The organism is Cellulosimicrobium sp. 4261 (assembly GCF_040546915.1).
Classification (GTDB): Bacteria; Actinomycetota; Actinomycetes; order Actinomycetales; family Cellulomonadaceae; genus Cellulosimicrobium; species Cellulosimicrobium cinnabarinum.
Window position 1 is genome coordinate 38,022 of record NZ_JBEPOQ010000006.1, and the last position, 26,969, is coordinate 64,990.

General features: G+C 75.3%; 19 protein-coding genes. 8 read left to right on the top strand and 11 right to left on the bottom strand.

The annotated features are described in order from the left end of the window. Nucleotides 1-30 precede the first annotated feature (30 nt). The 5 genes from ABIE39_RS09840 to ABIE39_RS09860 all read right to left on the bottom strand — a co-directional run bounded on the left by ABIE39_RS09840 (nucleotide 31) and on the right by ABIE39_RS09860 (nucleotide 10,536). The gene (locus tag ABIE39_RS09840) at nucleotides 31-4,539 is read right to left on the bottom strand and encodes an FtsK/SpoIIIE domain-containing protein (RefSeq protein WP_354051562.1); all 4,509 of its coding nucleotides are present in this window, start codon (nucleotides 4,537-4,539) and stop codon (nucleotides 31-33) included. Between the two features lie 113 nt (nucleotides 4,540-4,652). Beyond that, entirely contained in the window at nucleotides 4,653-7,211 is a 2,559-nt protein-coding gene (locus ABIE39_RS09845; RefSeq protein WP_175009098.1) for an FtsX-like permease family protein, read from the bottom strand. Further along, nucleotides 7,211-8,032: an ABC transporter ATP-binding protein gene (locus ABIE39_RS09850; protein WP_194229003.1), complete on the bottom strand. Its 822-nt coding sequence runs from the start codon at nucleotides 8,030-8,032 to the stop codon at nucleotides 7,211-7,213. Before ABIE39_RS09850 ends, ABIE39_RS09845 begins: the two co-directional genes overlap by 1 nt. Nucleotides 8,033-8,251: 219 nt before the next feature. Beyond that, complete coding sequence (locus ABIE39_RS09855) at nucleotides 8,252-8,986, bottom strand: response regulator (protein WP_175009100.1); 735 nt, start codon at nucleotides 8,984-8,986, stop codon at nucleotides 8,252-8,254. Continuing rightward, nucleotides 8,983-10,536: a DUF7134 domain-containing protein gene (locus tag ABIE39_RS09860; RefSeq protein ID WP_175009101.1), complete on the bottom strand. Its 1,554-nt coding sequence runs from the start codon at nucleotides 10,534-10,536 to the stop codon at nucleotides 8,983-8,985. Before ABIE39_RS09860 ends, ABIE39_RS09855 begins: the two co-directional genes overlap by 4 nt. Before the next feature lie 104 nt (nucleotides 10,537-10,640). On the opposite strand from ABIE39_RS09860, the gene ABIE39_RS09865 reads away from it, so the two are divergent. Together ABIE39_RS09865 and ABIE39_RS09870 are read left to right on the top strand one after the other, a co-directional pair. Beyond that, a complete protein-coding gene (locus ABIE39_RS09865) occupies nucleotides 10,641-11,324 on the top strand; it encodes a response regulator transcription factor (protein WP_031316534.1) in 684 nt (227 codons plus the stop codon). Nucleotides 11,325-11,367: 43 nt separating this feature from the next. Next, nucleotides 11,368-12,696, top strand: coding sequence for an ATP-binding protein (locus tag ABIE39_RS09870; protein ID WP_175009102.1), 1,329 nt, complete (start codon nucleotides 11,368-11,370; stop codon nucleotides 12,694-12,696). 22 nt (nucleotides 12,697-12,718) lie between these two features. Here ABIE39_RS09870 and ABIE39_RS09875 read toward each other — a convergent pair whose 3' ends face one another. After that, entirely contained in the window at nucleotides 12,719-13,270 is a 552-nt protein-coding gene (locus tag ABIE39_RS09875; protein WP_175009103.1) for a GtrA family protein, read from the bottom strand. A 165-nt stretch (nucleotides 13,271-13,435) separates the two neighbouring features. Between ABIE39_RS09875 and ABIE39_RS09880 the strand changes: the two genes are divergently transcribed. Beyond that, on the top strand, nucleotides 13,436-14,677 hold the full coding sequence (locus tag ABIE39_RS09880; protein WP_354051566.1) for a 5-(carboxyamino)imidazole ribonucleotide synthase: 1,242 nt from the start codon (nucleotides 13,436-13,438) through the stop codon (nucleotides 14,675-14,677). Beyond that, complete coding sequence (purE, locus tag ABIE39_RS09885) at nucleotides 14,674-15,213, top strand: 5-(carboxyamino)imidazole ribonucleotide mutase (RefSeq protein ID WP_175009105.1); 540 nt, start codon at nucleotides 14,674-14,676, stop codon at nucleotides 15,211-15,213. The genes ABIE39_RS09880 and purE overlap by 4 nt, the downstream gene beginning before the upstream one ends. A gap of 9 nt (nucleotides 15,214-15,222) precedes the next feature. Here purE and ABIE39_RS09890 read toward each other — a convergent pair whose 3' ends face one another. From ABIE39_RS09890 to ABIE39_RS09905, 4 genes are all read right to left on the bottom strand, one after another. Further along, nucleotides 15,223-16,668: an LCP family protein gene (locus ABIE39_RS09890; protein WP_354051568.1), complete on the bottom strand. Its 1,446-nt coding sequence runs from the start codon at nucleotides 16,666-16,668 to the stop codon at nucleotides 15,223-15,225. A gap of 4 nt (nucleotides 16,669-16,672) precedes the next feature. Further along, nucleotides 16,673-17,947 carry an LCP family protein gene (locus tag ABIE39_RS09895; protein WP_354051570.1) on the bottom strand — a complete coding sequence of 425 codons (1,275 nt, stop codon included), beginning with the start codon at nucleotides 17,945-17,947 and terminating at the stop codon, nucleotides 16,673-16,675. A 75-nt stretch (nucleotides 17,948-18,022) separates the two neighbouring features. Then, the gene (locus ABIE39_RS09900; protein ID WP_175009107.1) at nucleotides 18,023-18,451 is read right to left on the bottom strand and encodes a DUF2304 family protein; all 429 of its coding nucleotides are present in this window, start codon (nucleotides 18,449-18,451) and stop codon (nucleotides 18,023-18,025) included. A 12-nt stretch (nucleotides 18,452-18,463) separates the two neighbouring features. After that, the gene (locus ABIE39_RS09905; protein WP_175009108.1) at nucleotides 18,464-19,180 is read right to left on the bottom strand and encodes a glycosyltransferase; all 717 of its coding nucleotides are present in this window, start codon (nucleotides 19,178-19,180) and stop codon (nucleotides 18,464-18,466) included. A 143-nt stretch (nucleotides 19,181-19,323) separates the two neighbouring features. Here ABIE39_RS09905 and ABIE39_RS09910 point away from each other — a divergent pair, with 143 nt between their 5' ends. The 4 genes from ABIE39_RS09910 (at nucleotide 19,324) to ABIE39_RS09925 (ending at nucleotide 24,899) form a co-directional block, all read left to right on the top strand. Continuing rightward, nucleotides 19,324-19,920 (top strand): acyltransferase, encoded by a 597-nt coding sequence (locus ABIE39_RS09910; RefSeq protein ID WP_155098530.1) that lies wholly within the window; start codon nucleotides 19,324-19,326, stop codon nucleotides 19,918-19,920. Continuing rightward, on the top strand, nucleotides 19,917-21,017 hold the full coding sequence (locus ABIE39_RS09915) for an aminotransferase class I/II-fold pyridoxal phosphate-dependent enzyme (protein ID WP_175009109.1): 1,101 nt from the start codon (nucleotides 19,917-19,919) through the stop codon (nucleotides 21,015-21,017). The genes ABIE39_RS09910 and ABIE39_RS09915 overlap by 4 nt, the downstream gene beginning before the upstream one ends. Continuing rightward, nucleotides 21,017-22,003, top strand: coding sequence for a Gfo/Idh/MocA family oxidoreductase (locus ABIE39_RS09920; protein ID WP_175009110.1), 987 nt, complete (start codon nucleotides 21,017-21,019; stop codon nucleotides 22,001-22,003). The genes ABIE39_RS09915 and ABIE39_RS09920 overlap by 1 nt, the downstream gene beginning before the upstream one ends. 265 nt (nucleotides 22,004-22,268) lie before the next feature. After that, on the top strand, nucleotides 22,269-24,899 hold the full coding sequence (locus tag ABIE39_RS09925) for an FG-GAP-like repeat-containing protein (protein ID WP_354051573.1): 2,631 nt from the start codon (nucleotides 22,269-22,271) through the stop codon (nucleotides 24,897-24,899). Nucleotides 24,900-24,954: 55 nt separating this feature from the next. On the opposite strand, the gene ABIE39_RS09930 is transcribed toward ABIE39_RS09925, so the two are convergent. After that, nucleotides 24,955-26,949, bottom strand: coding sequence for a SpoIID/LytB domain-containing protein (locus ABIE39_RS09930; RefSeq protein ID WP_354051575.1), 1,995 nt, complete (start codon nucleotides 26,947-26,949; stop codon nucleotides 24,955-24,957). Between the last annotated feature and the right edge of the window lie 20 nt (nucleotides 26,950-26,969).

The following is a 26,969-nucleotide window of genomic DNA, read 5'->3' on the forward strand; positions in this document are numbered from 1 at the left end:
ACGGGCGGGCACCGGGCTGCGGCTCGGCCGTCACGGGCGGGCGACCTGGAGCGGCGCCAGCCGCGTGCCCTGGACCAGCACCCCTCGACCCGGTCGGGGCCGACCAGGTTCGGTGAGCCACTCCAGCCCGTGCCCGAACACCTCGGCGCTCCCGCGCTCCCGCGGCGCGAGGACGACGCCGCAGCGCGCCCCGCGCAGGTCCGCGAGCGGGCCGCGCAAGGCCGAGGCCGCGGCGCCCGTCGTCGCCGACGCGAGCAGCACGAGCCCGTCGCGGCACAGCGCCGCGAGCCGCTCGGCCTCGAGCACGCAGAGCTGGGTCAGCACGTCCAGGTCGTCGACCACCACGACCTCCGGTGCCGTCGCTCTGCCCAGGGACACCGCGCCGGCTCGGTCCGCCTCCAGCGTGTCGAGGAGCCGAGCGACGTCCGCGGGCGCGTACCGCCGCACGACGATCGTCCCGTTCCCGTTCCCGTTCCTCTTGCCGTCGTCGTCCACCTGCCCGCCCCCGGTCCGGCCGGTGGTGCGCGCGATGCGTCCGGGGCCGGGCACCGCCGTGCCGGCCAGCGCGTCGTCCCGGGTGACGATCGCGCGGAGCGAACCGGTGCGAGCCACGTGGCGGGCGAGGAGCGCGAGCGTGCTCGTGCGGCCGGAGCCGGGCGGACCGACCACGAGCGCGCCGCGCCCGACGTCCATCCACAGCGTCCGGCCGTCGTCGCCGCCCCGGCCGACCGGGACGCCGGTGGGTCCCCGGGTGGGCGCAGCGTCCGCGTCGTCGCCGTCGGCCCAGGCGACCGTGCGGTCCGCGTCCGCGGCGGCCCCGGCGGGGAACCGGTCGACGCCGGCGGTCGCGCGTCCGGCGACGTCGAGGCCGGCGGCCGCGACGTCGTCGGGCAGCGGGTGCAGCCGGAACGCGCCCCGGCGGGTCGTCGCAGGGAGCTCGGTCCACCCACGCGAACCCTCCGGTGGCACCGCGACCTGGCACACCAGCGGGTCGCCCGGGCCTAGCCACACCGCCCGGCCCGGCGGGCCGCCCTGTCCGGCGAGCGCCGCGGGCACGCCGCGCGACACGTCGTCGTGCCGGTCGCGTGACGCGAGGACCGCCCGGACGCCGACGAGCGACACCAGCCCGCCGACCGTCGGCCCGCTCGCGCTCACCGCGACCGCGGCGGGGGAGTCGGCGAGCACGTCCGCGAGGGCGTCGGCGCCCGCCCCGCCCGCGACCCCGGCGAGCACGCCGCGGACGACCTCGACGTCGTCGACGAGGAGCAGGGTGCGGCCGGTCGTGCGGTCGAGCCCCGCGGGCCGGGGCTGACCGTCGTCGTGCCCGGCCAGGAGCCGGAGGAGGCGGACGACGCGGCGCGGGTCGCTCCGGTCCACGACCGTCCCGGTGCCGGGGTGCGCCGCGAGGCCGGCGAGCCCCGACCCGATCGCGTGGACCGACCAGCCGCGCTCGAGCGCGGCCCGCCCGACGGTGCGCAGCGCCGTGGTCCGGCCCGACCGGGCCCCGCCCTGGACCGCGAGGTGACCGTCGCGCGGGTCCCAGCGGACCACCGTGCGGCGCTGGAGGGCAGGCAGGTCGCCGAGTGCGAGGGGCAGCGCGCGGTCGTCGCGGCGCACCTCCCCGCCCCCGCCCTCGGTCCCCTCGATGGCTCCGCGCCCCCCGTCCACCCCGCGCCCGTCCACCCCGCGCCCGTCCGCCGCCGGGGCGCCCCCCACGTGCGCGCCCGTCTTGCGGTCGCGCGCCGCGAGCACGCCCGCCTCGTCGCCCGCCTCGTCGTCGGGCTCGTCGACCCCGTCGAGGTCGTCCGGCCCGACGCGGGCGGGCAGGGCGGGGAGCCATGGCGCGGGGTGGGGACTCAGGCCTGACCGGGCGGCGACCTCGCGTGCCGCCGCGACGAGGAGCGGCAGGTGGTCGGCCGGCCGGCCCGGCGCGGGCCCGCCCGGCCCGCGCTCCGTGCCCCACGGGTCCGCGATCCGCACGCGAGCCTCCGGCAACGCGAGCGGCCCGCCGGCACGCGCGCACTGCACGGCGACCGGCGGCTCGGCGCCGCGGCGCAGGACCAGGCGCCCCGGGATCGACGCCGGGACGTGGGCCGCGTGCGGCGCGTCGACGACGTCGCGCGAGTCGGCCACGTCAACGACCCGGAGCGCGAGCCGCAGCGTGACGTTCGCCCGCACGTCGGCGCTGACGGCGCCGGCGGGCCGCTGCGTCGCGAGGACCAGGTGCACGCCGAGCGACCGGCCCTGCGCGGCCACGCGCAGCAGCCCGGGCACGACGTCCGGCAGGTCGTCGGCGAGCGCGCGGAACTCGTCCACCACGACCACGAGGCGCGCGAGCCGTCCGCGCGGGAGGTCGTCGATGGTCGCGACGCCCGCCGTGGCCAGGAGGCGCTCGCGCCGGTGCAGCTCGGCCCGGAGCCCGGCGAGCGCGCGCCCCGCGAGCCCGGGGTCGAGGTCGGTCACCTGGCCCACGACGTGGGGCAGCCGACCGCACGCCCCGAAGCTCGCTCCGCCCTTGAAGTCGACGAGCGCGAACGACAGCTCGTCGGGCGAGCGCCCGAGCGCGAGCCCGGTGACGAGCGTCTGCAGGAGCTCCGACTTCCCGGAGCCCGTCGTGCCGGCGACGAGCACGTGCGGCCCGTCGCGGACGAGGTCGACGACGACGGGCGCACCCCCTGAACCGACGCCGAGCACGGTCCGCAGCCCGTGCCCGTCCCGGTGCGACGCGTCCTGCCAGCGCTCGGCCACCCATGTCAGGAGCCGGTCCGGCGCTCGCGGCGCCCCCAGCAAGGGACCCAGCGCGACCGCCGACGGCAGCGACCGCGCGGTGGGGTCGCCCGGGTCGGGCTCGCCCGCGCCGTCCCCGGCGCCGCCGCCGAGCCGACCGAGGTGCTCGGCCGCGGCGAGCCGCCGCGCGAGGCCGAGTGCCCACCGGGCGGTCACGCCGACGTGCTCGCGCGGCGTCGGGGCGCCGTCCGGACCCGCCACGACGGCGACGACTCCCGACACGTCGACGAGCGTCCGGCACCACGCCGGGACGTGCGCCCGGTCCGCGAGGACCAGCAGCACGTCCGTGCCCCCCGCGGCGCACCGCTCCCACGCCCGCGAGAGCTCGCCCGCCGGCACGGGGCCGTCGACGACGACGAGGTCCGGCGGGGCCCCGGCGGCCAGGGCGTCGAGCGTCCGGACGGCACGGGCCTGCGGCAGCCAGCGGCACCACGACCACGCGTGCGGGTCCTGGGAGGCGTGCCGCACCGTCAGCACCGCCCCCGCCGCGAGGACCTCCGCGAGGACGGCGCGGGACCCGGCGAGCGCGGCATCGCGAGGCCCGACGACGGCCACGCAGCCGTCCGGCAGCCGGACCCGCGACGGGTTCGTCGCGCCCCGCGCCGCGATCAGCGCCCCGCCACCGGCCGAGCCCACGGGGCGGCCCGGCACCGTGCCGGCGGCGGTCCTTGCCGGCGCCGCTCCCGACGACCCGGCGTGCGCCGACGGAGCGCCCGGCGATCCCGCCGCCGGGTCGGCGCCCGCCGGGGCGAGCCGGGCGACCGTCGCCCACAGCAGGACGTCCGCGGGCCGGGGGTGCAGCGGATCCACCGGCGCGGTCCCGCGGACGGCCTCGGCGTCCGTCGACGCTCCGGGCCCGGGCGGGGCGGCGCGCTTCGCGGCGCGCCGACGGCGGGCCTCGGCGAGCGCGGGCCCGAGGACCGCGAGCGGCCCGACGAGCGCGAGCAGGGCGAGGAGGGGCTGACGCAGCGCCACCGCGAGCCCGATCGACGCGACGGCCGGCACGAGCGCGGTCGCGAGCTGCGTCGTCCCGAGGCGCCCCGGGTCGGCGGGACGGCCCGGAGCCACGGCGGGTCCGGTCCCGGGGCCGTGCACGAGCGCGGGCCGCGCACGCAGCGCGTACGTGCCGTCGGGCGTCACCAGGGCGCGACCGTCGCGCCAGCGCACCGCGCGCCACGAGCCCACCCGCCGCCCGGCCCGGGCCGGGCGCGCGTGGAGGAGGGCCGCGTCGTCGGGCACGCGGCGCGTGCCGTGCGGCACGCGCACCCGGACCCGGACCCGGGGCCCGCGCCGCGTGGTGCGCCAGCGGACGTCGAGCCGGTCGACGCGCGCCCGGCCACGGGCGCTGCGCCCGACGGCGACGAGCCGCCCGGCCTCCGGGCCGCCCAGGACCGCGACGTGCCGGGGCGCCGCGAGCACGTGCTCCGGGGCCGGCCCGTCGTCGCGGGCCCGGGGGTCGGGGCCCCTCCGCGCGACCGCGACCGTCGTTCCGGGGAGGAGCGGCCGCGTGCCGCAGCGCTGGTCGTCGTCGACCGGGACGCCGTCCACGGCCAGCGGCGCCGTGCGCAGCTCGGGACGGCAGCCGAGGTCGGCGAGCGCAGGCCGTGCGTCGCCGAGGCGCGTGCCCGCGGCCAGCAGGACGTCCGTGCCCGGGTGGACCGTCACGCGCACCCACGCCGCGCCGTCGGGCCGGGGCGCGGGCGTGCCGCCCGGCGGTGCACCGGGAGCGAGGGGCGGGGCGGGGGAGCGCACCCGCTGATCGTGCCCGACGGCGGTCCGCGCCCGCCGCGCACGACCGCGCCCCTGTGGACGGGGGTCCGTCCACAGGGGCGCGTGTCGGCCGACGGCCGGTGGGGCGTGTCGGCTCAGTCCACGGCGAGCGCCGCGACGGGCGACGTCCGGGCCGCGGTGCGGCCGGGGACGACGGAGGCGACGAGACCCGCGACGAGGGCGACCACGAGCACGAGCGCGATGTCGCGCCACGGCACGGCGAGCGACACGTCGCCCATGACGCTCAGCGCCGTCGCTGCTCCGGCCCACCCGTAGAGCACGCCCAGCACGATCCCGAGGACCGCCCCGACGCCCGCGATGAGCATGCCCTCGATCGCGAGCATCCACCGCAGCTGCGTGCGGCTGAGGCCGATCGCCCGGAGCGTCGCGGACTCGCGTCGCCGCTCGATGACCGAGAGCGAGAGCGTGTTCGCCACGCCGATGAGCGCGATGACGACCGCGACGGCGAGCAGCCCGACGATGACCCCGAGGATCGTGTCGATGACGCTCTGCATCGCCGCGCGCTCGACGGCGATCCCGGCGACCTCCACGGGCGTGTCCGACTCCACGACGGCGTCCTGGATCGCGGGCACCACCTGTGCGGCGGCGCCGGTGTCGTCGAGGCCGACCCACAGCCGGGACATGAGGCCCGTCGGGTCGACGGCGCGCGCGTCGTCGACGGTGAGCAGCCCGCCGGAGCCGATGCCCCCGGTGCGGACGACCACGTCGAGCGTCTCGCCCGTCGGGCCCGTGAGCTCGGCGGTCTCGCCGTCCGCGAGGCCGTAGTTCTCCGCCTCGCCCTCCGAGAGGAGGACCGTCCCCGGACCGAAGGCCGCGAGGTCGTCCGGCGTCCGCACCACGGAGCGCGCGGCGTCGGGGTCGACCCCGTGGAACGACGTCTCGGTGCCGTCCGGCATGGTCACCGCCGTGGCGTACAGCTCGACGACGCGGGACACGCCCTCGGTGCCGGACACGGCCCGCACGACGTCGGACGGCACCGGCTCGCCGGTCGACCCGTACGCGTCCGTCGCGACCATGACGTCGACGGGGTACTGGTCGTCGAGCGCCGCGTCGAGCGACGTGCGGGCGCTCGCGGCGCCGGTCGACATCATGGCGACGAGCGTGACGCCGATGAGGAGCGCGGTGCTCGTCGCCGTGGTGCGGCGCGGGTTGCGCAGCGTGTTCGCGGTGGCGAGGCGCGCCGTCGACCCGGTGCCCGCGAGCAGCCGGCCGACGAACGCCACGACGGCGGGCAGCCAGTAGACCGCTCCGACGAGGACGCCCACGAACGACAGCGCGCCGCCGGCGACCCCGGCGAGGAGCCCGATCTCGGGCTTGTCGGTGAGCCCGAGCCAGATCCCGCCCGCGAGGACGGCGACGCCGCCCAGCGTGAGCAGGGACGCGAGGACGAGCCGCACGCGACCGCCGCCGCGCAGGATGCTCGGCGCGTCGGCCGGGCGCAGCGCCTCGAGCGGGGCGACGCGCGTGGCGGCGCGGGCGGGGGCGAGCGACGCGACGACCGTCACGAGCGTGCCGACCACGAGCGGCACGAGCACGACCACGGGCGTCACCGTGATGGTCGCGGGGACCGGGACGCCCAGGTCGGCGCCGCGGGCCACGAGGAGCGCGATCTGCGTGAGCAGGCCGCCCAGGACGATGCCGGCGAGCGAGGACACGACGCCGAGGATCGTCGCCTCGGTGAGCACGGACCGGGCGAGCTGCGCCTTGTTCGCGCCGACCGCCCGCAGGAGCGCGAGGGTGCGCGTGCGCTGCGCGACGAGGACCTGGAACGTGTTCGCGATGACGAGCGCCGCGACGAGCAGCGCGACGGCGGCGAACGAGAGGATGACGTAGGTGAAGACGTCCTGGTCGCCGGTCATCTTGCGCGCCTGGTCCTGGGCGTGCTCGTCCGGCGTGACGGCCTTCGCCCCGTCCGGCGAGGCGGCGACGAGCTCGGCGCGCGCCGTCTCGAGGTCCGTGCCGGGCGCGAGGCCCACCATCGCGGACGAGTACGTGCGGCCCGGGTCGTCGGGCGTGGTCTGCGCGGCCTCCCAGGCCGCGACGTCCTCGGCCGGGACCACGACGGCACCGCCCATCTGGGCGTAGGCGCCGAACGGGTCGTCGGTCGTGCCGACGACGGTCAGCTCGTCCCGGACCTCCGTGTAGTCGCCGCCGTCGGGCGCGGTGTCGTCCCACACGTTGCGCGAGCTGGTGACGGTGTCGCCGATCCCGACGCCGAGGCGCTCGGCCACGGCGGTCGGGAGCGAGATCTGGCCCGAGGCGGTGGGCATCGAGCCCTCGACGACCTCGAGCGCCTCGAAGCGCGGGTCGGACGGCGCCGGGACGCCGAGCTGGAACACGCGCTTCGCGCCGTGGGAGAGGTCGAGGTAGGTGAACGAGACCGCGTCGACGGCCTCGACGCCGGGCACGGAGCGCAGCGCCTCGACGTCCGGTGCCGTGAGGTCGTCCGGGGCCGACACGACCAGGTCGGCGTCGGCGTACTGCGCGGCGATCGAGTCGTTCGTGGTCTGGGTGATGACGTTGCCCGCGATGAGCGTCGCCGTGACGAAGGCCGTCCCGATGACGATCGCGACGCCGGCCGCGACGAGGCGGCCGATGCTGCGGCGCATCTGCGCCAGGGTGAGCCGGAACATCAGGCGCGCACCGCCTGCGACGCCGTCGGGGCGGGGCCGTCGGTGCCGGCGTCGAGCGTGCGCAGCGCGTCGAGCCCTGCGAGCACCGACTCGGGCGTCGGGTCGGTGATGTCGCCCGCGATGCGCCCGTCGGCGATGAGCACGACGCGGTCCGCGTAGGCCGCGGCCGTCGGGTCGTGCGTGACCATGATGATGGTGCGGCCGAGCTCGCGCACCGAGCGGCGCAGGAAGCTCAGCACCTCCGCGCCCGAGCGCGAGTCGAGGTTGCCCGTCGGCTCGTCGGCGAACACGACCTCCGGGCCGGCGATGAGGGCGCGCGCGATGGCGACGCGCTGCTGCTGCCCGCCGGACAGCTCGCTGGGACGGTGGCTCAGGCGTGCCTCGAGGCCGAGCGTGCGCACGAGCGTCTCGAACCACGCACGGTCGACCTTGCCGCCCGCGAGCTCGACGGGGAGCGTGATGTTCTGCTCCGCCGTGAACATCGGCAGCAGGTTGAACGACTGGAACACGAAGCCGACGCGGTCGCGGCGCAGCTGCGTGAGCGCGTTGTCGTTGAGGCCGGTGACCTCGGTGTCCCCGAGGAAGGCGTGCCCGCTGGTCGCGGTGTCGAGGCCCGCGAGCAGGTGCATGAGCGTCGACTTGCCCGAGCCCGACGGGCCCATGATGGCCGTGAAGTGACCGCGCTCGAAGTCCACGTCGACGCCGTCGAGCGCGTGCACCGCCGCCTCGCCCGTGCCGTAGGTCTTGCGCAGCGTGCGGGCCCGCACCGCGGGCGGGCCGGCGGGGGCCGGGTCGGTGGGTCGGTACACGGTCGTGTCCACGTCGTCTCCTGGTTCGTCGTGCCGCACGCGGACCGGTGGTCACGGGCGTGCGTCGGGATCGTGGACGACGCTACGGAGCGGGCCGGGCCCGCCGCGTCCCGCGACGGTCGGGTCCTGGCCGCGGGCCGGGTCATCCTCTGGTCGTAGACGTCCCCCGCCCAGGGCGGACACGACGGCGCCCCACCGGTCGGGGACCGGTGGGGCGCGGGCGGTGCGGGGTCAGGCGCCGGGGCGCACGAGCCCCGTCTCGTAGGCCGTCACGACGGCCTGGACGCGGTCGCGCGCGCCGAGCTTGGCGAGGATGCGCCCGACGTGGGTCTTGACCGTCGCCTCGGCGACGAACAGGTCGCTCGCGATCTCCGTGTTGGAGCGGCCGCGCGCCATGAGCACGAGCACCTCGCGCTCGCGCTCGGTGAGGCCCTCGACGGCCGCGTGCGCGGGCGAGTCCTGGACCTGCTCGGCGGGCAGCGCCGTCACGAGGTGCTCGAGCAGGCGCCGCGTGGACGACGGCGCGATGACCGCGTCGCCGCGGTGCACCGTCCGGATCGCGGCCAGCATCTCCTCCGGCGGCGCGTCCTTGAGCAGGAAGCCGCTCGCGCCCGAGCGGATGGCCTCGAGCACGTACTCGTCGAGGTCGAACGTCGTGAGGACGATGACCTTGGGGGCGTGCGCGCCGTCGGCCGCCGCCGCGGTGAGGCGCGCCGTCGTCTGGAGCCCGTCGAGGTGCGGCATGCGGACGTCCATGAGCACGACGTCGACCGGGTGGTCCGCGAGCAGGCGCAGCGCCTGGAGCCCGTCGCCCGCCTCGACGGCGACCGTGAGGTCCGGCTGGGAGTCGATCACCATGCGGAAGCCTGCGCGCACGAGCTGCTGGTCGTCGACGAGCGCGATGCGCACGGGGGCGTGCGGCTCGGCGGCGTACGCGTCGTCGGGCACGGGGAGGGCGTCGGTCATGGTGTCCTGTCGGTCGGTCCGGTCGGGGTCTCGCGCGCGGGTCGGGCGGGCGGCGGGGGCGGGGCGAAGACGCCCGGCGCCGGTCCCGCGGCCGTCGGGCCCGGTCCCGTCCTGCCCGGTCCCATCCTGCCCGACGGTCCCGTCCTGCCCGACGGCGCCGGGCCGGGCGGCACGGGCGCACGACCGGGGACCGGCGGCACGGGCAGGCGCAGGTGCACCCGGAACCCGCCGCCGGCGCGCGGCCCCACCTGGACGGACCCGCCGAAGAGCGCGGCCCGCTCGCGCATGCCGAGCACGCCGTACCCACCGGACCGGGCGTCCTGCCGGGCCTCGGCGGCGCTCGAGGCGCCCCGGCCGTCGTCCTCGATCTCGAGGTCGAGGGTCGTGGCGCCCCAGCGCACGACGACCGTCACCTCCGGGTCGGGGCCTGCGTGCTTGAGGACGTTGGTGAGCGCCTCCTGGCAGACGCGGTAGACCGTGAGCCCGGCCCCGGGCGGCAGGGGTCGTGCCTCGCCCACGCGCACGAACGACACGCGCATCCCGCTGTCGCGCACCTGGGCGACGAGGCTCTCGAGGTCGGCGGCGTCGGGCTGCGGCGCGCGCTCGAGCGCGGCCGGCGGGGGGTTGCCCGGGAGCTGCTGCGTGGGCGCGCCCGGTCCGGAGGGCCCTGGGCCGGGGACACCGCCGCGGCCCGCGGGCAGCGCGAGGGTGCCGGCCGGCCCGACCCCCGGTCCCGCCGCAGGCGGCCGCGGTGGTTCGGACCGCAGCACGCCGAGCAGACGGCGCATGTCGGCCAGGGCGGTGCGCCCCGTCTCCGAGACGGTCGCGAGCGCGCGGGCCGCGGCGTCGGGGTCGTGCACGGCGGCGTACCGGCCGCCGTCGGCCTGGGCGATGATGACGGACAGCGAGTGGGCCACGATGTCGTGCATCTCGCGGGCGATGCGCGCCCGTTCGGCCGCGGTCGCGATCTGGGCCTGCTGGTCGCGCTCGACCTCGAGGCGCTCCGCGCGGTCGACGAGCGCCGCGATCGTCTCGCGCCGGGACCGCCGCACCAGGCCGAACGCCCAGACCGCGAGGAACGTCATCCCGCCGAACGCGGACGTGAGGAAGACCATGAGCGCGAGGTCGGTGAGCCGGCCCGACAGCAGCCCGAGCGCGACGCCCAGGACCACCGCGCCGACGAGCGACGCGACGATCGCGGTGCGGTGCGCCCAGCGCGGCCCGTAGACCGTGACCGAGTAGAGCGCGACGAGCACGGCGAAGTCGGCCGGGAAGATGAGGAGGTAGCCCGCGAGCAGGTGCACGAGCGCGACCGAGTACACCGTGACCGCCGACGCGAGCGGGTACGAGCGTCGCCAGGGGAGCGGCGCGAGGAGCAGCACGGCCCAGAACGCGGCCCAGCCGCCGCTCGTGCCGACGCCGCTCGCACCGGACGCGGAGAACGCCGCCGACGCGGGGACGAACGCCACCGCGAGGACGAGCGTGACGGTGAGGTCCACACCGAAGCGGTGCTCGTCGGACCACTGCCCGAGGCGCTCGTACCAACCCATGCGTCCAGCCTAGGCAGCGGGCGGTCGCACGGCGTCCGACCAGGGTCGCAGAGTTCACCGAGCACGATGGGACCGAAGTCGTACTGATGCCCTAGCATGAGCGAATGACCCACGTACTGCTAGCGGAGGACGACCCGGCGATTGCCGAACCTTTGGCGCGCGCACTGACACGTGAGGGTTACAACGTCGTCGTCCAAGGAACTGGTCAAGGGGCGATCGACTCGGCCAGCGGTGCGGACATCGTGGTGCTCGATCTGGGCCTTCCGGACATGGACGGCCTCGACGTCGCACGCGAGATCCGTCACAAGGGCCTGACCACGCCCGTGCTCGTGCTCACCGCGCGCGCCGACGAGGTCGACCTCGTCGTGGGCCTCGACGCGGGCGCCGACGACTACGTCACCAAGCCGTTCCGCCTCGCGGAGCTCCTCGCCCGGGTCCGGGCGCTCCTGCGCCGCTCGCACGGCGAGCAGGTCGACGAGGAGGAGCTCGCCGCGCAGGACGTCCGCATCGACGTCTCCGCGCACCGGGCGTTCCAGGGCGAGCGCGAGCTCCACCTGACCACCAAGGAGTTCGAGCTGCTGCGCGTGCTCGTCGCGAGCGCGGGCTCGGTCGTCGTCCGCGACGCGCTGATGCGCGACGTGTGGGGCTCGGAGCCCGTCGGCTCGACGAAGACGCTCGACATGCACGTGTCGTGGCTGCGTCGCAAGCTCGGCGACGACGCCAACGCGCCGCGCTACATCTCGACCGTCCGGGGTCTCGGCTTCCGCTTCGAGACCGGCGAGAGCTGACCGTCCCCTGACGGGACGAGGGACACGGGGAGCGAGGGGCAGCGTGCGGCGTCGGATGCTGCAGGCGACGGTGGCGGCCGTGGCCGTCGCCGTGATCCTCCTCGGGTTCCCCCTCGCCTTCTACGGCGCCCGGTTCGTGCTCCAGGGTGAGGTCGACGACGTCTCCTCGCGCGTGGAGCGCCTGTCCCGGTCCATCGACGCGCGTCTCGCGGCGGGCGACGAGATCCCGGACTACGTCATCGAGGACGCGGTCCAGCCGCGCGCGAGCGACCCGCCGGCGCACGTCTACGTCGCGCTGCCCGACGGCACGGTGCTCACCGCGGGCGACGAGATCACGGGCCGCGAGATCGAGCAGCCCCTGCACTCCGACTCCGGCGCGCTCGTGACCCTCACCGTCTCCTACTGGGACGCCTACCTCCGGGCCGCGCAGGTCGTGCTGCTCGTCGTGGCCGCGGCGATCGTCGCGTTCGCGGCGGGCATCGGGATGGCGGTGTGGCAGGCGAACCGCATCGCCGCGCCGCTCGTGTACCTCGCGGCGTCCGCGGAGCAGCTCGGCTCGGGGCAGGTCCGGCCACGCCTCGAACCCTCGGGCGTCGAGGAGATCGACCTCGTCGCGGCCGAGCTCGCGCGCAGCTCCGACCGGCTCGCGGGCCGGCTCGCCGCGGAGCGCCAGTTCGCCGCCGACGCGTCGCACCAGCTCCGCACGCCCCTCACGGCCCTGAGCATGCGGCTCGAGGAGATCTCGCTCGCCTCCGACGACCCGGCGGTCCAGGAGGAGGCGCGCATCTCCCTCGAGCAGGTCGAGCGCCTCGTCGGCGTCGTCGACGACCTCCTCGCGTCGTCCCGGCGCGCGCAGGGCGGGACGACGGAGGCGGTCAGCCTGCTCGACGTCGTGCACCAGCAGGAGGAGGAGTGGGTGCCGACGTTCGCGAAGGCGGGGCGCCGGCTCGTCGTCGACGTGCCGCCCGAGTACCAGGTGCTCGCGACGCCCGGTGCGCTCGCGCAGGTGCTGGCCACGCTCATCGAGAACTCCCTCAAGCACGGCGGCGGCACGACGACGGTCCGCGCCCGCCCGTCCGGCACGAGCGGCGCCATCGTCACCGAGGTGTCCGACGAGGGCGCGGGTGTCCCCGACGACCTCGCGCCGCGCATCTTCGAGCGCGAGGTCACGTCGGGCGCGGGGACGGGCCTCGGTCTCGCGCTCGCCCGGGACCTCGCCGCGTCCGACGGCGGTCGCCTGGAGCTCGCGCAGCGCCGGCCCGCGGTCTTCGCGCTGTTCCTCGCGGGGGTGCCGCGGCGCCTCGACCCGCGGGTCGTGCTGCCGACCGGGACGGCGGTCGCTGCCGGTCGGCGTCGGCGCCGGCGCGGCTGACGCGTCGCGGGACGCGGAGGGCTCAGTCGGCCCGCACGTCCGCGGGAGGGCGGGCCGCGCCGTCGGCGGCGGTGCCCGCCGGGGTGGCAGGAGCGTCGCGGTCTCCCGTGAAGACCAGGTGGCGGTACGCGACGTAGCGGAACGCCGTGCCCAGGGCGAGCCCCACGACGTTCGCCGAGATGTTCTTGGCGAGCGGCGACGTCAGCCCGAGCGCGTACGTCGAGATCGCGAGGCACCCCACCGCGATGAGCATGCCGCCCACGTTGACGACGACGAACGCGGCGAGCTCCCGCCCGCGCGACTGCGTGCGCCGGTCCGAGAACGTCCAGTACCGGTTGCCGACCCACGCCACGAGCGTCGCGACGGCGACGGAGACGATCTTCGCGGTGAGCGGCTTGTGCCCGAGCAGCTCGCCCGGGCCGAAGCTGAGCAGGTTGAACAGGCCGAGGTCGACGACGTACGCGAGCGCGCCGACCGAGCCGAACTTCGCGAGCTCGCGGACCCGCGCGAGCACCCGCTCGCGGCGCGACCCGGACGTCGCGGACGTCTCCGCTCGTCGGTCCAGGTCGCTCACCACCCCTCGAGGCTACCGGGCGGTCCGGGGCCCCGCCCGGGTGCGGTCCGTCGTCCGCCCTCCGCCGGGTTCCCGTCCGCCCCTCCACCCGGCGTCCGGCTGCCGTCCGTCCGACGGGCGGTCCGGGGCGGGCCGCTCCCGGGCCAGGCACTAGGGTGGGTGCACGTGGCAGCCCCAGTGATCGCCGTGGTCGGCGGAGGACAGCTCGCACGCATGATGGCCCCCGCGGCCGGGGAGCTCGGCGTGCACCTGCGCGTGCTCGTGGAGGCCGCGGACTCGTCCGCGGCCCAGGTCGTCGTGGACGCGCCCGTCGGCGTCGCGTCCGACGAGGCCGCGGTCCGCTCCCTCATCGCCCCGGCGGGCGCCGCCCCGGCGGACGTCCTGACGTTCGAGCACGAGCACGTCCCGAACGCGCTGCTCACCGACCTCCTCGAGCACGGCACGCCCGTGCGCCCCGGGCCGAACGCGCTCGTCCACGCCCAGGACAAGATCGTCATGCGCCGCCGGCTCACCGAGCTCGGCGTGCCGTGCCCGCGCTGGGCCGCGCTCCCCACGGACCCGGCGGCCGCCCGGGCCGCGCTCACCGACTTCCTCGACGAGGTCGGGGGCGAGGCCGTCGTGAAGACGGCGCGCGGCGGGTACGACGGCAAGGGCGTCCGCGTGGTCTCGGCCGCGGAGGGCGGCCCCGAGCAGGTCGCGGAGTGGATCGAGGCGGCCGCGGCGGACGGCCCCGAGCTCCTCGTCGAGGAGAAGGTCCCGTTCACGCGCGAGCTCGCTGTCCTCGTCGCCCGGCGCCCGAGCGGCGGCGCCGACGGGCAGGGCGAGGTGCGCACGTGGCCCGTCGTGGAGTCGATCCAGCGCGACGGCGTGTGCGCCGAGGTGATCGCGCCCGCACCCGGTCTCACCGACGCCGAGGCGGAGCGTGCGCGCGACGCCGCCGTGCGGATCGCCGAGGGGCTCGGCGTCACCGGCGTGCTCGCGGTGGAGATGTTCGAGGTCGCGGGGGAGGACGGACCGCGCGTGCTGGTCAACGAGCTCGCGATGCGGCCCCACAACTCCGGCCACTGGACGATCGACGGCGCGGTGACGAGCCAGTTCGAGCAGCACCTGCGTGCCGTGCTCGACCTCCCGCTCGGCGACACCGCCGCGACCGCGCGCTGGACCGTGATGGCGAACGTCCTCGGATCGACGCTCGACGCGCTCACCGACGCGCTGCCCGACGTCCTCGCCGCGTTCCCCGACGCGCGGGTCAACCTCTACGGCAAGGGCGTGCGTCCCGGGCGCAAGCTCGGCCACGTCAACGTGAGCGGCGACGACCTGGACGAGGTCCGGCGTCGGGCCCTGGCCGCCGCCGCGACCTTGCGGGGCGAGCACCCCGCGACCGACCCGAACGAGGAGCGCGCATGAGCAAGAACCCTGTCGTCGGCATCGTCATGGGGTCGGACTCCGACTGGCCCGTCATGGAGGCCGCCGCCGACGCTCTCGCCGAGTTCGACGTGCCCGTCGAGGTCGACGTCGTCTCCGCCCACCGCATGCCCGTCGAGATGATCGACTACGGTCGCACCGCCGCGGAGCGCGGCCTGCGCGTCGTCGTCGCGGGCGCCGGGGGAGCGGCCCACCTGCCGGGCATGCTCGCCGCCGTCACGCCCCTGCCCGTCATCGGGGTCCCGGTGCCGCTGCGCCACCTCGACGGCATGGACTCGCTCCTGTCGATCGTGCAGATGCCCGCGGGCGTCCCCGTCGCCACCGTCTCCGTCGGCGGCGCGCGGAACGCCGGGCTGCTCGCCGCGCGCATCCTCGCCGCGGGCACCGACGACGACGCCGCGCGGCTGCGCGAGCGCATGGTCGCCTTCCAGGCGGACCTCGGGGACCAGGCGCGCGCGAAGGGTGCCCGGCTGCGCGCGTCGCGCGCGGGGGAGCAGCGGACCGGCTTCGGCGCCTGAGCCGAGGCGTCAGCCCGTCGGCTGCGGCAGGCCGCCCACCTGACCGGGCGCGAGGTTGCCGTCCCGGATGTCGACCCAGAACTGGCCCACCGTCGCGGGGTCGAGCTGCACGGTCGAGCCCAGGTTGCCGCCGGGACGGAAGTCCGGGTTCGAGATCGGCGGCGTGCCGGTGATGCCGTCGGGCCCGTTGGCCTTGCGGAAGGCGAGCGCGAGCTTGCCGAGGTCCACGATGCCCGTCTTCTCGTCGACGGTGAGCGCCCCCAGCCCGGAGTCGAGGAGCGAGACCTGGTCGCCCGGACGGAAGAGGATGCTGGGGTTCGCGGCCTGCGAGCTGATCGCGCCGATGACCTGGCGCTGGCGCTCGGCCCGCCCGATGTCGCCCTGCGGGTCCGAGTACCGCATGCGCGAGAACGCGAGCGCGGTGTGTCCGTCGGCCGTATGGCAGCCCGCCGTCCAGACCAGCTCGCTCTTCGGGTCGTCCACGTCGTAGTCGAGGCACAGCTCGACGCCGCCGACGGCGTCCACGATGCCCTCGACGCCGCCGAACCCGACCTCGACGTAGTGGTCGACCGTGAGGCCGGTGAGCTGCTCGACGGTCTGCACGAGCAGCGCCGGGCCGCCCCAGGAGTACGCCGAGTTGAGCTTGCCCGACCCGTTGCCCGGGATCTCCGCGTAGGTGTCGCGCGGCAGGCTGATGAGCGCGACGGGCCCGCTCGGCGGGGCGTGGAGGACCATGATCGTGTCCGTGCGGGCACCCTCGGTGCCGTCCTCGCTGATGCCGTCGCCTCGCGCGTCGGACCCGGCGAGCAGGTAGGTGTTGCCCGCGGTCCCGGGAGCGCCGGAGAGCGCCTCCACGTGCTGGATCTTGCCGTTGGCCCAGAGGAGCAGGCCGACGGGCCACGCCAGGAGCGCGACGATGACGACGCCGGCGACGAGCCCGACGACGCGGCCCCTGCGGACGCGGAAGCCGCCGCCCGGACGGGACGACCCGGGGGTCGACGGCGGGCGCCCGGCGCCCGGACCACCGGGACCGGCCGTGCGCGGGCGGGGGGTCGCGGTGGGCCGCCGTCCCGGGCTCGCGGTCGCGGCGCGCGCGCCCGCGTGCGGTGCCGACGAGACGCGGGCGGGGGCCGAGCGCTCGGGCGACCGCGCCGGCGCGACGGACGGGGGCAGCGCCGACGGCGCGGGCTCGCCCCGGGGGCGCGTGCGTCCCGCGGGCGGCGCCGGGGGCGGGGTGCCCTTGCGGGCCGGGGTCACGGGGATCTCCCGCGAGGACTGGCGCCGGATGCGTGGCTCGGCCCGGACGGCGTCGTCGGGCACGGACCGGGCCGGCGGTCGGGGGCGACCGCTGTTCCCGACGGCGATCGCGTCGTCGGCCGACGTCGGGCGGGGCGAGCGACCGCCCTGGGGCGTGAAGCTCGGGGGCAGCGACCGAGGGTCGCGCGAGTCGGTCATGGTGTCATCCGCACTGGGAGGTCTCGTCGGCGGCGGAGAACGCCTCCTTGCCGGCTTCCTTCGTCTGCGCCGGCGCGGGGTCGGTCGCCGCGGGCTCCGGTGCGGGGGCGTCCTCGCCGTCGGGGGACGGTGGGGTGTCGGTCGCGGCGTCGCCCGTCGGCTGGTCGGCCGCAGGGACGGGCGCGACGATCGGCTCGTCCGCGCGCACCTTCGCCCACAGCTCGTCGGCCTCCGGGGTCCAGACGACCTTCGCGTCGGGGTCCCGCGGGTCCGGCGCGTTGGGAACGGTCATGAAGGTGATGTTGCCACTCGTCGCGCCCTGGAGGCTGAAGGCGAGCCCGGCGAGGCTCGGGATCGACGAGAGGTTGTCGCTCATCGTGAGCGACTTCGTGCCCGCGTCGACGAAACCGTAGATCTGGCCGAGGTCCGAGAGCAGGTTCTTCGACAGCACCTGGTTGACCGTCGCGGCGAGGAGCTGCTGCTGGCGGCCGATCCGGCTGAGGTCCGACCCGTCGCCCACGCCGTACCGGGCCCGCGCGAACCCGAGCGCCTGGGCACCGTCGAGCGTCTGCCACCCCGCGTCGAGCTTGAGGTCCGCCTTGGGCGAGTCGATCGCCTCGGGGATGCAGATCGGGACGCCGCCGATGGCCGTGACCATGTTCTGGAAGCCGGCGAAGTCGACGACGACGAAACCGTCGACGAAGACGTCGGTCAGGCTCTCGACGGTCGTGATGGTGCACGCGGCCGCCGAGTCGACGTCACCGCCGACGGTCGCGCCGTTGGCGAAGGCGGCGTTGAAGCGGGTGTTCGCCGGCGCGGTCGTCTTGCCGCTCGTGGTGTTGCACGCCGGGACGTCGACGCGCGAGTCGCGCGGGATCGAGATCATCTCCATGCGCGAGCGGTCCGACGACACGTGCACGAGGATCGTCGTGTCCGAGCGCATGCCCTCGACGCCCTCGACCTCGTGACCGTTGTCGCCGCCCCGCTCGTCGGAGCCCATCACGAGGATGTTGAGCGGCTTGCCGGCGTTGGGGTCCGTCGGGTCGGGTCGCTCGGGGCGGTCCGTGAGGAGCCCGTCGATGTTCGACGACGAGATGTTGCCCTGGATGTTCGACAGCGCCGACGCCCCGCCGACTGCTCCGAACGCGAGGACCGCCGTGGCGACGAGACCGACCGAGCGCGCGACCCGGTGGTTGCGCAGCCGGCGTGCGTGCGCCGGACCGCGCGACGGCCGAGCGGCCGCGGCGCTGCGGTTCTGGGCGCGAGAGCGGTTGGTCACGGGGATCGAGCATAGGCGGACGCCGCGAGGCGCTGGCGCGCGCACGGGGCCCGCGGCGTGGAGGAGTTGTGGAACCTACCGCTCGGACCGGGGAGGCGTGGGCACCACCGTGTCGTCGGTCGTGGCGGTCCGCGCGGACTCGTCGTGCTCGAGCTGGCCCACCGAGTCGTCGACGCGTTCGAGCGTGGCCTCGGCCAGGCCGAGCTCGCGCGTGAGCACCGTGATCTTCCGCTCGAGCTGGTTCGTCCGTCGGTGGCTCGTCGCGATGAAGCTGACGAAGGCGATCACCAGCGCGTACAGCAGGAGGTCGGTGCCTCGCCCGACGTCGAGCAGGTTGGCGACGTACGTGAGCCATTCCGGGAAGAGGATCGCCAGCACCGCGGAGAGCACGAACCCGACGAGGAGCAGGCGACGGATCGCCTGGTGGCGGGCGTTCGCCGTCGAGCGGGTCAGGAGAACGGACGCCACGACGACCGCGACGACGAGGATGATCTGGATGAGCATGGCCGATCCCTGCTACTTGAAGACGAGGTCGACGAGGATGTTGACGGAGTTCCAGAGCGACTGGCCCTTGCCCTTGGAGTAGTCCGTGTACAGCACGTGGACCGGGTGCTCTCGCCACGGCAGCCGCGTCCGGCCGAGCTGGAAGACGATCTCGCTCGCGTGCGCCATACGATCCTGGCGCAGGTCGACCTGCCGGGCCGCGTCCACGCGGATGACCCGGAGGCCGTTGTGCGCGTCGGTCAGGCGCAGCCCGGTGCTCCGGTTCGTGAACCACACGGCCGTCCGGAGGACCAGCCGCTTGAGGAGGCCCGGCCTCGTGCGGTCGTCGAGGAATCGCGAGCCGAACACGACCGCCACGTCCTCGGCGCGCGCCAGCTCCACCATCGCGAGCGCGTCGTCGACCTGGTGCTGCCCGTCCGCGTCGAACGTCACGAGGTAGCGGGCGCCCTCCTGGGCGCGTGCGTACTCGATGCCCGTCTGGAGCGCGGCGCCCTGGCCGAGATTCACCGCGTGGCGCACCACGACGGCACCTGCCTCGCGAGCGCGTGCCGCCGACTGGTCGGTGCTGCCGTCGTCCACGCAGACGACGTTCGGGAACGTCTTCCGCGCGTGGGCGACGACGTCGCCCACCACCGCGTCCTCGTTGTAGAGCGGGATGACGAGCCACACGTCGTCGGTGACGGTGCGAGTGGGCGCGCGACCGTCCGTCGCCGCGTCCGAAAAGTCCATGCCCTCATTCTTGCAGCATCCGGAGCGAGGTCGGGACGAAGGTCAGTCGTCCCGTGCCGACCGCGTCGGTAGGCTGGCCGGTGCGGCGCCGCGGTTAGAGTGAGCCCGCCCACTGCTGTCGAGAGCGAGGAGCTCTTCCCATCATGAGTGTGCGCATCGCACCCAGCGCCGATGTCGCCGAGAATGCCGCGATCGGCGACGGCAGCCAGATCTGGCACCTCGCCCAGGTGCGTGAGGGGGTGTCGATGGGGGAGTCGTGCGTCGTAGGACGGGGCGCCTACATCGGCACCGGCGTGCAGATGGGCCGGAACTGCAAGGTGCAGAACTACGCCCTCGTGTACGAGCCGGCGACGCTCGCGGACGGCGTCTTCATCGGGCCCGCCGTGGTGCTGACCAACGACACGTACCCGCGCGCGGTCAACCCCGACGGGTCGCTGAAGAGCGCGGACGACTGGCACGCCGTCGGCGTGACGATCGGCGAGGGGGCCGCGATCGGAGCTCGCGCCGTGTGCGTCGCCCCCGTGACGATCGGCGCCTGGGCGACCGTGGCCGCCGGCGCCGTCGTCACCAAGGACGTCCCGGACCACGCCATCGTCGTCGGGGTTCCCGCGCGGCGCGTCGGCTGGGTCGGGCGAGCGGGCCGACCGCTGGAGCAGGACGGCGAGCACTGGGTCTGCCCGGTGACAGGGGTTCGCTACGAAGAGCACGACGAGACCATCAGAGAGGTTGCGGCCGAATGAGCCAGACACTGATCCCCGCGGCGAAGCCGATCGTCGGGGACGACGAGCGAGCGGCCGTGGACCGCGTGCTGCGCAGCGGGATGATCGCCCAGGGCCCGGAGGTCGCCGCCTTCGAGCAGGAGTTCGCCGACGTGCTCGTCGGCGGGCGCACGTGCGTCGCCGTCAACTCCGGGACCTCCGGGCTCCACCTGGGCCTCCTCGCCGCGGGCATCGGCCCCGGCGACGAGGTCATCGTCCCGTCGTTCACGTTCGCGGCGACCGCGAACTCGGTCGCGCTGACCGGTGCGACGCCGGTGTTCGCGGACATCGAGCCGGACCACTTCTGCCTGTCGCCCGACGCGGTGCGCGCCGCGATCACCGAGCGCACCAAGGCGATCATGCCGGTGCACCTCTACGGCCACCCCGCGGACATGGCGGCGCTGGGAGCGATCGCCGAGGAGCACGGCCTGCTGCTCTTCGAGGACGCCGCCCAGGCGCACGGTGCGACGCTCGACGGCCGCCCGGTCGGCTCGTTCGGCACGTTCGCGATGTTCAGCCTGTACCCGACGAAGAACATGACGTCGGGCGAGGGCGGCATGGTGTCGTGCGCGACCGACGAGGTCGCCCGCAACGTCCGTCTGCTGCGCAACCAGGGGATGGAGCGTCAGTACGCGAACGAGGTCGTCGGGTTCAACGCCCGCATGACCGACGTCCACGCGGCGATCGGCCGGGTCCAGCTCACGAAGGTCCAGGGCTGGACCGCGGACCGCCAGCGCAACGCGGCGTTCCTCACCGAGAACCTCGAGGGCGTCGTCACGCCGCCCGTCGCCGACGGCGCGGTGCACGTCTACCACCAGTACACGATCCGGGTCGCCGACGACCGGGACGGCGTGGTGACCGCGCTCCGCGAGGAGCACGGCGTGGGCTCGGGCGTCTACTACCCGATCCCGAACCACCGTCTCGAGAGCCTGCGGCACTTCGCGCCGGGCCTCGACCTGCCCGAGACCGAGATCGCGGCGCAGCAGGTGATCTCCCTGCCCGTGCACCCGTCGCTCACCCAGGCCGACCTCGACCGCATCGTCACCGCGGTCAACACCGTCGTGAAGGCAGGTGCGTGATGGCAGACCTTCGCGCAGGTCTCATCGGGCTCGGCGCCATGGGTCGGCACCACGCCCGGGTGCTCCGCGAGATCGACGGCGTCGACCTCGTGGCCGTCGCGGACCCGGGCGGCGACCCCTACGGGGTGTCGGGGGACCTCGACGTCCTTCCCGACGTCGAGGCGCTGATCGCCGCCGGTATCCAGATGGCGGTCGTGGCGGTCCCCACCGTCTTCCACGAGGACGTCGCGCTCGCCCTCGCCGCGGCCGGCGTCCACACGCTCGTCGAGAAGCCCATCGCCGCGACGAGCGAGGCCGGCCGGAAGGTCGCCCAGGCGTTCGCGGAGGCCGGCCTGGTCGGCGCCGTCGGGCACATCGAGCGCTTCAACCCCGCGCTCCAGGAGCTCCGCCGCCGCACGGAGGCGGGCGAGCTCGGCGAGGTGTACCAGATCGCGACCCGTCGCCAGGGGCCCTTCCCCGCGCGCATCGCCGACGTCGGGGTCGTCAAGGACCTCGGTACCCACGACATCGACCTCACGGCCTGGGTCGCCCAGAGCCCGTTCCGGTCGGTCGCGGCCCAGACGACCCACCGCAGCGGTCGCCCGCACGAGGACATGGTGACGGTGACCGGACGGCTCGAGAACGGCGTCGTGACGAACCACGTCGTCAACTGGCTCTCGCCGATGAAGGAGCGGGTCACCATCGTCACCGGCGAGCGCGGCGCGTTCGTCGCGGACACCGGGACCGCCGACCTCACCTTCTACGCCAACGGGGTCATCCCGACGGAGTGGGAGGCCGTCTCGGCCTTCCGGGGCGTCTCCGAGGGAGACGTCACGCGGTACGCCTTCGCCAAGCGCGAGCCGCTCCGCGTCGAGCACGAGGCGTTCCGCGACGCGGTGCTGGGACTGCGCCACGACGTCGTGACCATGGAGGAGGGGCTGCGCACCCTCGAGGTCGCGGAGGCCGTGCTCGATTCGTCCCGTACCGGCACGATGATCACCCTCTGAACCTGCTCGCCCGCACTGCGGACTTTCTCCCGGGAACGTACGGTGACGAGAGAGTGCCCAAGGCACACATCTCGACCACAGGGGAGGAACGATGCAGTCGCATCGGTTCGGCACGTCACTTCGATCCCTCGTGGCGGGCGCCGCGGTACTCGCGCTGCCGTTCACGGCAGCGACCGCGGCGCCCGCCACGTCGGCACCAGCCACGTCGGCACCAGCCACGTCGGCACCAGCCACGGCGGCGCCCCCTCGCGCCTCGCTCGAGGTCGTGGAGGGCGACGAGGGGATCGAGTCCGACGTCGCGGAGCTCGCCGTGGACGAGAGCCCCCAGGCGCTGGACGCGCCCGCGGACGCCGACGCCCCGTTCACGGAGGCAGGTGCTCCCGAGCAGGACGGCACGGTCGTCGCGACCTCCGGCGAGACGACCGGCCTCGCGGTGGTCGGCGTCACCTGGGAGCAGGGCACCGCACCTGACGGCTCGACCGTGGTGCTGCGGACGCGCACGGCGGACTCCTGGTCCGAGTGGGCGGTCCTCGACCAGGAGGAGGTCGTCTCGGACGACCCCACGGAGGACGAGGTCGGGTCCGACGCGACCGTGCTCCGCGACGGAACGGAGCCGGCCTTCGTCGGGGACGTCGACGAGGTCGAGGTCGCTGTGCGCGGCGCGGCCGACAGCCTTCCGCAGGACATCCGCCTCGTCGTGATCGAACCGGGAGAGGCCGACGCGGAGCCGACCGTGGCGACGACGAGCCTCGTCGAGGAGCCGGATGCCGCGCCGCCCGCGATCGTCGACGAGTCCGCGCCCGGCGGCACCTCCTCCGAACCCGACGGCTTCGCGGCGGCCGCCGTGTCCCGTCCGACGATCAACACGCGCGCGCAGTGGGGCGCCGACGAGTCGATCATGACCTGGACGCCGCAGGTCGGCCGCGTCAACGGCGCCGTGGTGCACCACACCGCCGGCTCCAACAACTACACCGCGGCGCAGGTGCCGTCGATCATCCGGGGCATCTACACCTACCACGCGCAGTCCCGCGGCTGGGGCGACATCGGCTACAACTTCCTCGTCGACAAGTTCGGTCGCATCTGGGAAGGACGCGCGGGCGGGGTGGAGCGAGCGATCGTGGGCGCACACGCGTCAGGCGTGAACTCCCACACGTTCGGCCTCTCGCTCATGGGGAACTACGACCAGGTCGCCGTGCCGGCCGCGGCCATGGACTCGATGTCGCGCCTGATCGCGTGGAAGCTCTCCCTCCACGGCGTCCGCGCGAACGGGACCGCGGCCATCGACGGTCGCACCCAGCCTGCGGTCGTCGGGCACCGCGACGTCGGGCAGACGTCCTGCCCGGGGGCGAACCTCTACCCCCGGCTCGGAGAGCTGCGCTCGCGTGCGTCGAGCCTGCAGGGCGGCGGACCCTTCCGGTCGATCACCCGTAGTCTCGTCGGCGACGCGCAGCCGGATCTCGCCGTGCAGAAGAACGGCGTCGTGTCGCTGCTCACCCAGGCCGGCTGGGCGTGGTCGTCACCCACCGCCGTCGGGAACGGCTGGAGCTCGGGGACCGTGATCGGAGCGGGCGACTGGAACCGCGACGGGCGGGGTGACCTCATCCTTCGGGACGCGGCCGGTGGACTGTTCCTCTACGGACGCACGGCCGACGGCTGGCAGCCCCGGAAGCAGATCGGCAGGGGCTGGGGCACGATGACCCTGATCACCGGTGGTTCCGACTGGGACGGCGACGGTGTTCCCGACCTCCTGGCGCGGACTCGCGACGGCGCGCTGTGGCTCTACCCGAACAACGGATCCGGCGGTTTCGGTACACCGCGCAAGATCGGTACGGGATGGGGCTCCATGTCGGCCGTCGTCATGCTGGGCAACGTCCAGGGCGGACGACCGGCGCTCGTCGCGAGGTCGTCCGACGGTCGCCTGACGACCTACTTCGGGGACGGCAAGGGCGGCTTCTCCGGCAGCGTGGCCTCCGGCTCCGGCTGGAACGCCATGACGACGATCCTCGGCGTCGGCGACGCGTCCGGTGACGGGCACGCGGACCTCATCGCCCGGGACGCGCAGGGGCAGATGTGGCGGTACCCGGGGAACGGTCAGGGCGGGTTCGGCGCGCGAACGCAGATCGGGACCGGCTGGCAGTCGTTCACCAGCGTCGTCGCGGCCCGGACCGGGAGCACGGTCGAGGTCTACGCGGTCGCCAAGGACGGGCGCCTCCACCGGTACGCGTACGCGAAGAGCGATGTGCTCGCGCGGAGCGTCCCCACCACGGTCCGCGTCGCGCAGGGCGCCGACGTGATCGTCGCCGGGGACTGGGACGGCGACTCTCGCCCCGACCTGATGGTGCGCAACCCGGGCGGCGAGCTCCTGCTCCACCGGGGGACCGGGAACGGGACGTTCGCGACCAGCGGTGTCCGCGTGGGCAGCGGGTGGAACGCGATGCGGGACGTCGTCGCCGCACCCGGCTTCGTCGGCGACGGGAAGCCCGCGCTGCTCGCGCTCGACCGGACGGGCGGGCGGATCTGGCTGTACCCGGGCGACGGGAAGGGCGGCTTCGGCGCGCGCATCCTCCTCGCGACCGACGCGGGCGCCGCCGACACCATCGTGAGCGCCGGCGCGTGGACCGGGCTCGTCCCGGACGTGATCACCCGGGAGAACGGCCGACTCTTCCTACGCCAGGGCAACGGGGCGGGGACGCTCGGCCCGTCCCGCCAGATCGGGTCCGGCTGGGGTTCGGCTGCCGCCGTCATCGGGACGGGCGACGCGACGCGGGACGGCAACCCCGACCTCGCGTTCGTCGGGAACGACGGCCGGATCACCCTCTACCCGGGCAACGGCCGAGGCGGGTTCGTGCCTGCCTGGAGCTTCGGCGCCGTGCCCTCCGGAGGCGTGGCGTCCTGACACGGCTGCGGCCGGGGCAGCACATGCCACCCCGGCCGCAGCGCGTCGACGCGTGTCACGCCAGACGGGCGACGACCCCCCAGCCGTTGCCGATGGTCGTCCGGCTGGCGAAGCCGGAGCCCGTCCAGCGGTAGAGGTACAGGAGCCCGTCGGCGCCGGTGGCGACGAGGTCAGGGAGTCCGTCGCCGTCCCAGTCCCGCACGACGGTGAGCAGCCGCATGGAGCCCCACCCTGTGCCGATCTGTGCGCGGTCGAACCCGTTCCCCGCACCGCGGTACAGGTAGAGACGTCCGGCACCGTCGCGGGCGAGGAAGTCCGCCCTCCCGTCCGAGTTCCAGTCCCCGCCGCCGACCACGACGGACATCGACTGCCACCCCGCGCCCATGCGCTCGCGTGCCGAGAACCCGCCGTTGCCCTGGCCCCGGTACCGCCACAGGACGCCCGCCGTGTCGATGGCGAGGAGGTCAGCGTTGCCGTCGCCGTCGAGGTCCCCGGGGGCGACGACCGTCCGTGCGCCTCCCCAGCCCGAACCGACGCGGACGCGCGGCGCGAACGTCCCGTCGGCCGTGGTCGGGTAGCGCCACATGACGCCCGCCGCGTCGACCGCGAGAAGGTCGGTGCGGCCGTCGCCGGTGAGGTCGTTGGCCCGGACGACGAGCCGCATCGTGGACCATCCGTTGCCGACCTGGCGAGACTCGGCGAACCCGCCCGTCCCGTTCCCCTCGTACACCCGGAGGGTCCCGTCGGACATCACGGCGGTGAGGTCCGTCCGTCCGTCCGTCGTCGTGTCGGAGTCGAGCGCCGTGCTGCCCGTGATCTTCCACCAGTCGCTCCGCAGGCCGAGCGCGCTGCGGAACCCGGAACCCGTCGTGGACGTCGACCCGCTCGACCCGGAGACCACGACCTCGACGACGCGACCACCCCACTCACCGTCGCCGGTCCGGCGCCGGATCTCGACGGAGCGGGGGGTCCCGACCTGGGGGAACGCCGAGCGCAGCGTGCTCGCCGAGACCTTCACCGACCACGCGTGCGACGGGTTGCCGATCGGGTCCCAGGGATCGCGTCGCGCCACCTGGTAGGGCAGGTTCCCCGCGGCCGTCCAGCCACCGTTGGACGCGCTGAACTGGGTGAAGGCGAGCGCCCCGCCGTAGTGGCGCACCTGGTTCGCCGTCGCCGAGATCGCGGCGTCGGTGGACGCTGCCTCGTGGACGGCGGTCACGGTGCCCGACGCGTTGAGCGTCCTGATCCCGGCGTAGACCTGGCACTGCGTGGTGTCGCAGGTCTGCCACCCCGCGTTCCCCGCGGAGGCCCGCTGGTGGGACGCGTACGTCCGGGCCGCGACGGCCTGTGCCCGCAGCGCGTCGGCGGGCCAGCTCGACGGCGACTCGGCCGGCACCACGGAGCGCAGGTACGACTCGAGCGGCACGGCGTTCACCGTCCGCAGCCGGGGAGAGTCGCCGTCGCTCACACCACGGAGCGACCCTCGGTACTCCTTCTGCCGTCCGTCCGGGAGGATCAGCCGCAGGGTGCCGTCGGGTGAGGCAAGGTCGAGGTACGTCGCGGACGCGCCCTGCGACCACCTCCGCCACGAGCCGTTCACGAGCCCTTCGAGGTACAGTCCGGGCGCCTGGCGGACGATCCGCCACTGTGTGACCTGCTGACCGCTGAATCCGATGGGGCGGGGCCCGTTGACGGTGTCAGAGGCGGTCATTCCGGCCTCCGCGACGACCCGGACCTCGTTGTCGGTGTCGGCACTGATGAGCACGCGGATCGCCTGGTTCGACTGGGTGACCGCCACGGTACCGGGATAGTAGAAGTCGAGGATGGCCGGGTAGCCGACGCCCTGAGCGGCCGCCGCTCGGGCCCCCCACTGCGACAGTCCACGACCGTGGCCGTAGCCGCGTCCCGCGATCGTCACCGTCCCCGACGGTGGGAGGACGACGCGCTCCGAGGTCACCACCGCGGCGGACGCCGCGACGGGACCGACGAGGCCGGAGACGAGCAGCCCCAGGGCGGTGAGGAGTGCGAGGGCGCGAGGACGACGTGGCATGGGGGCAGCATCCCACGCGC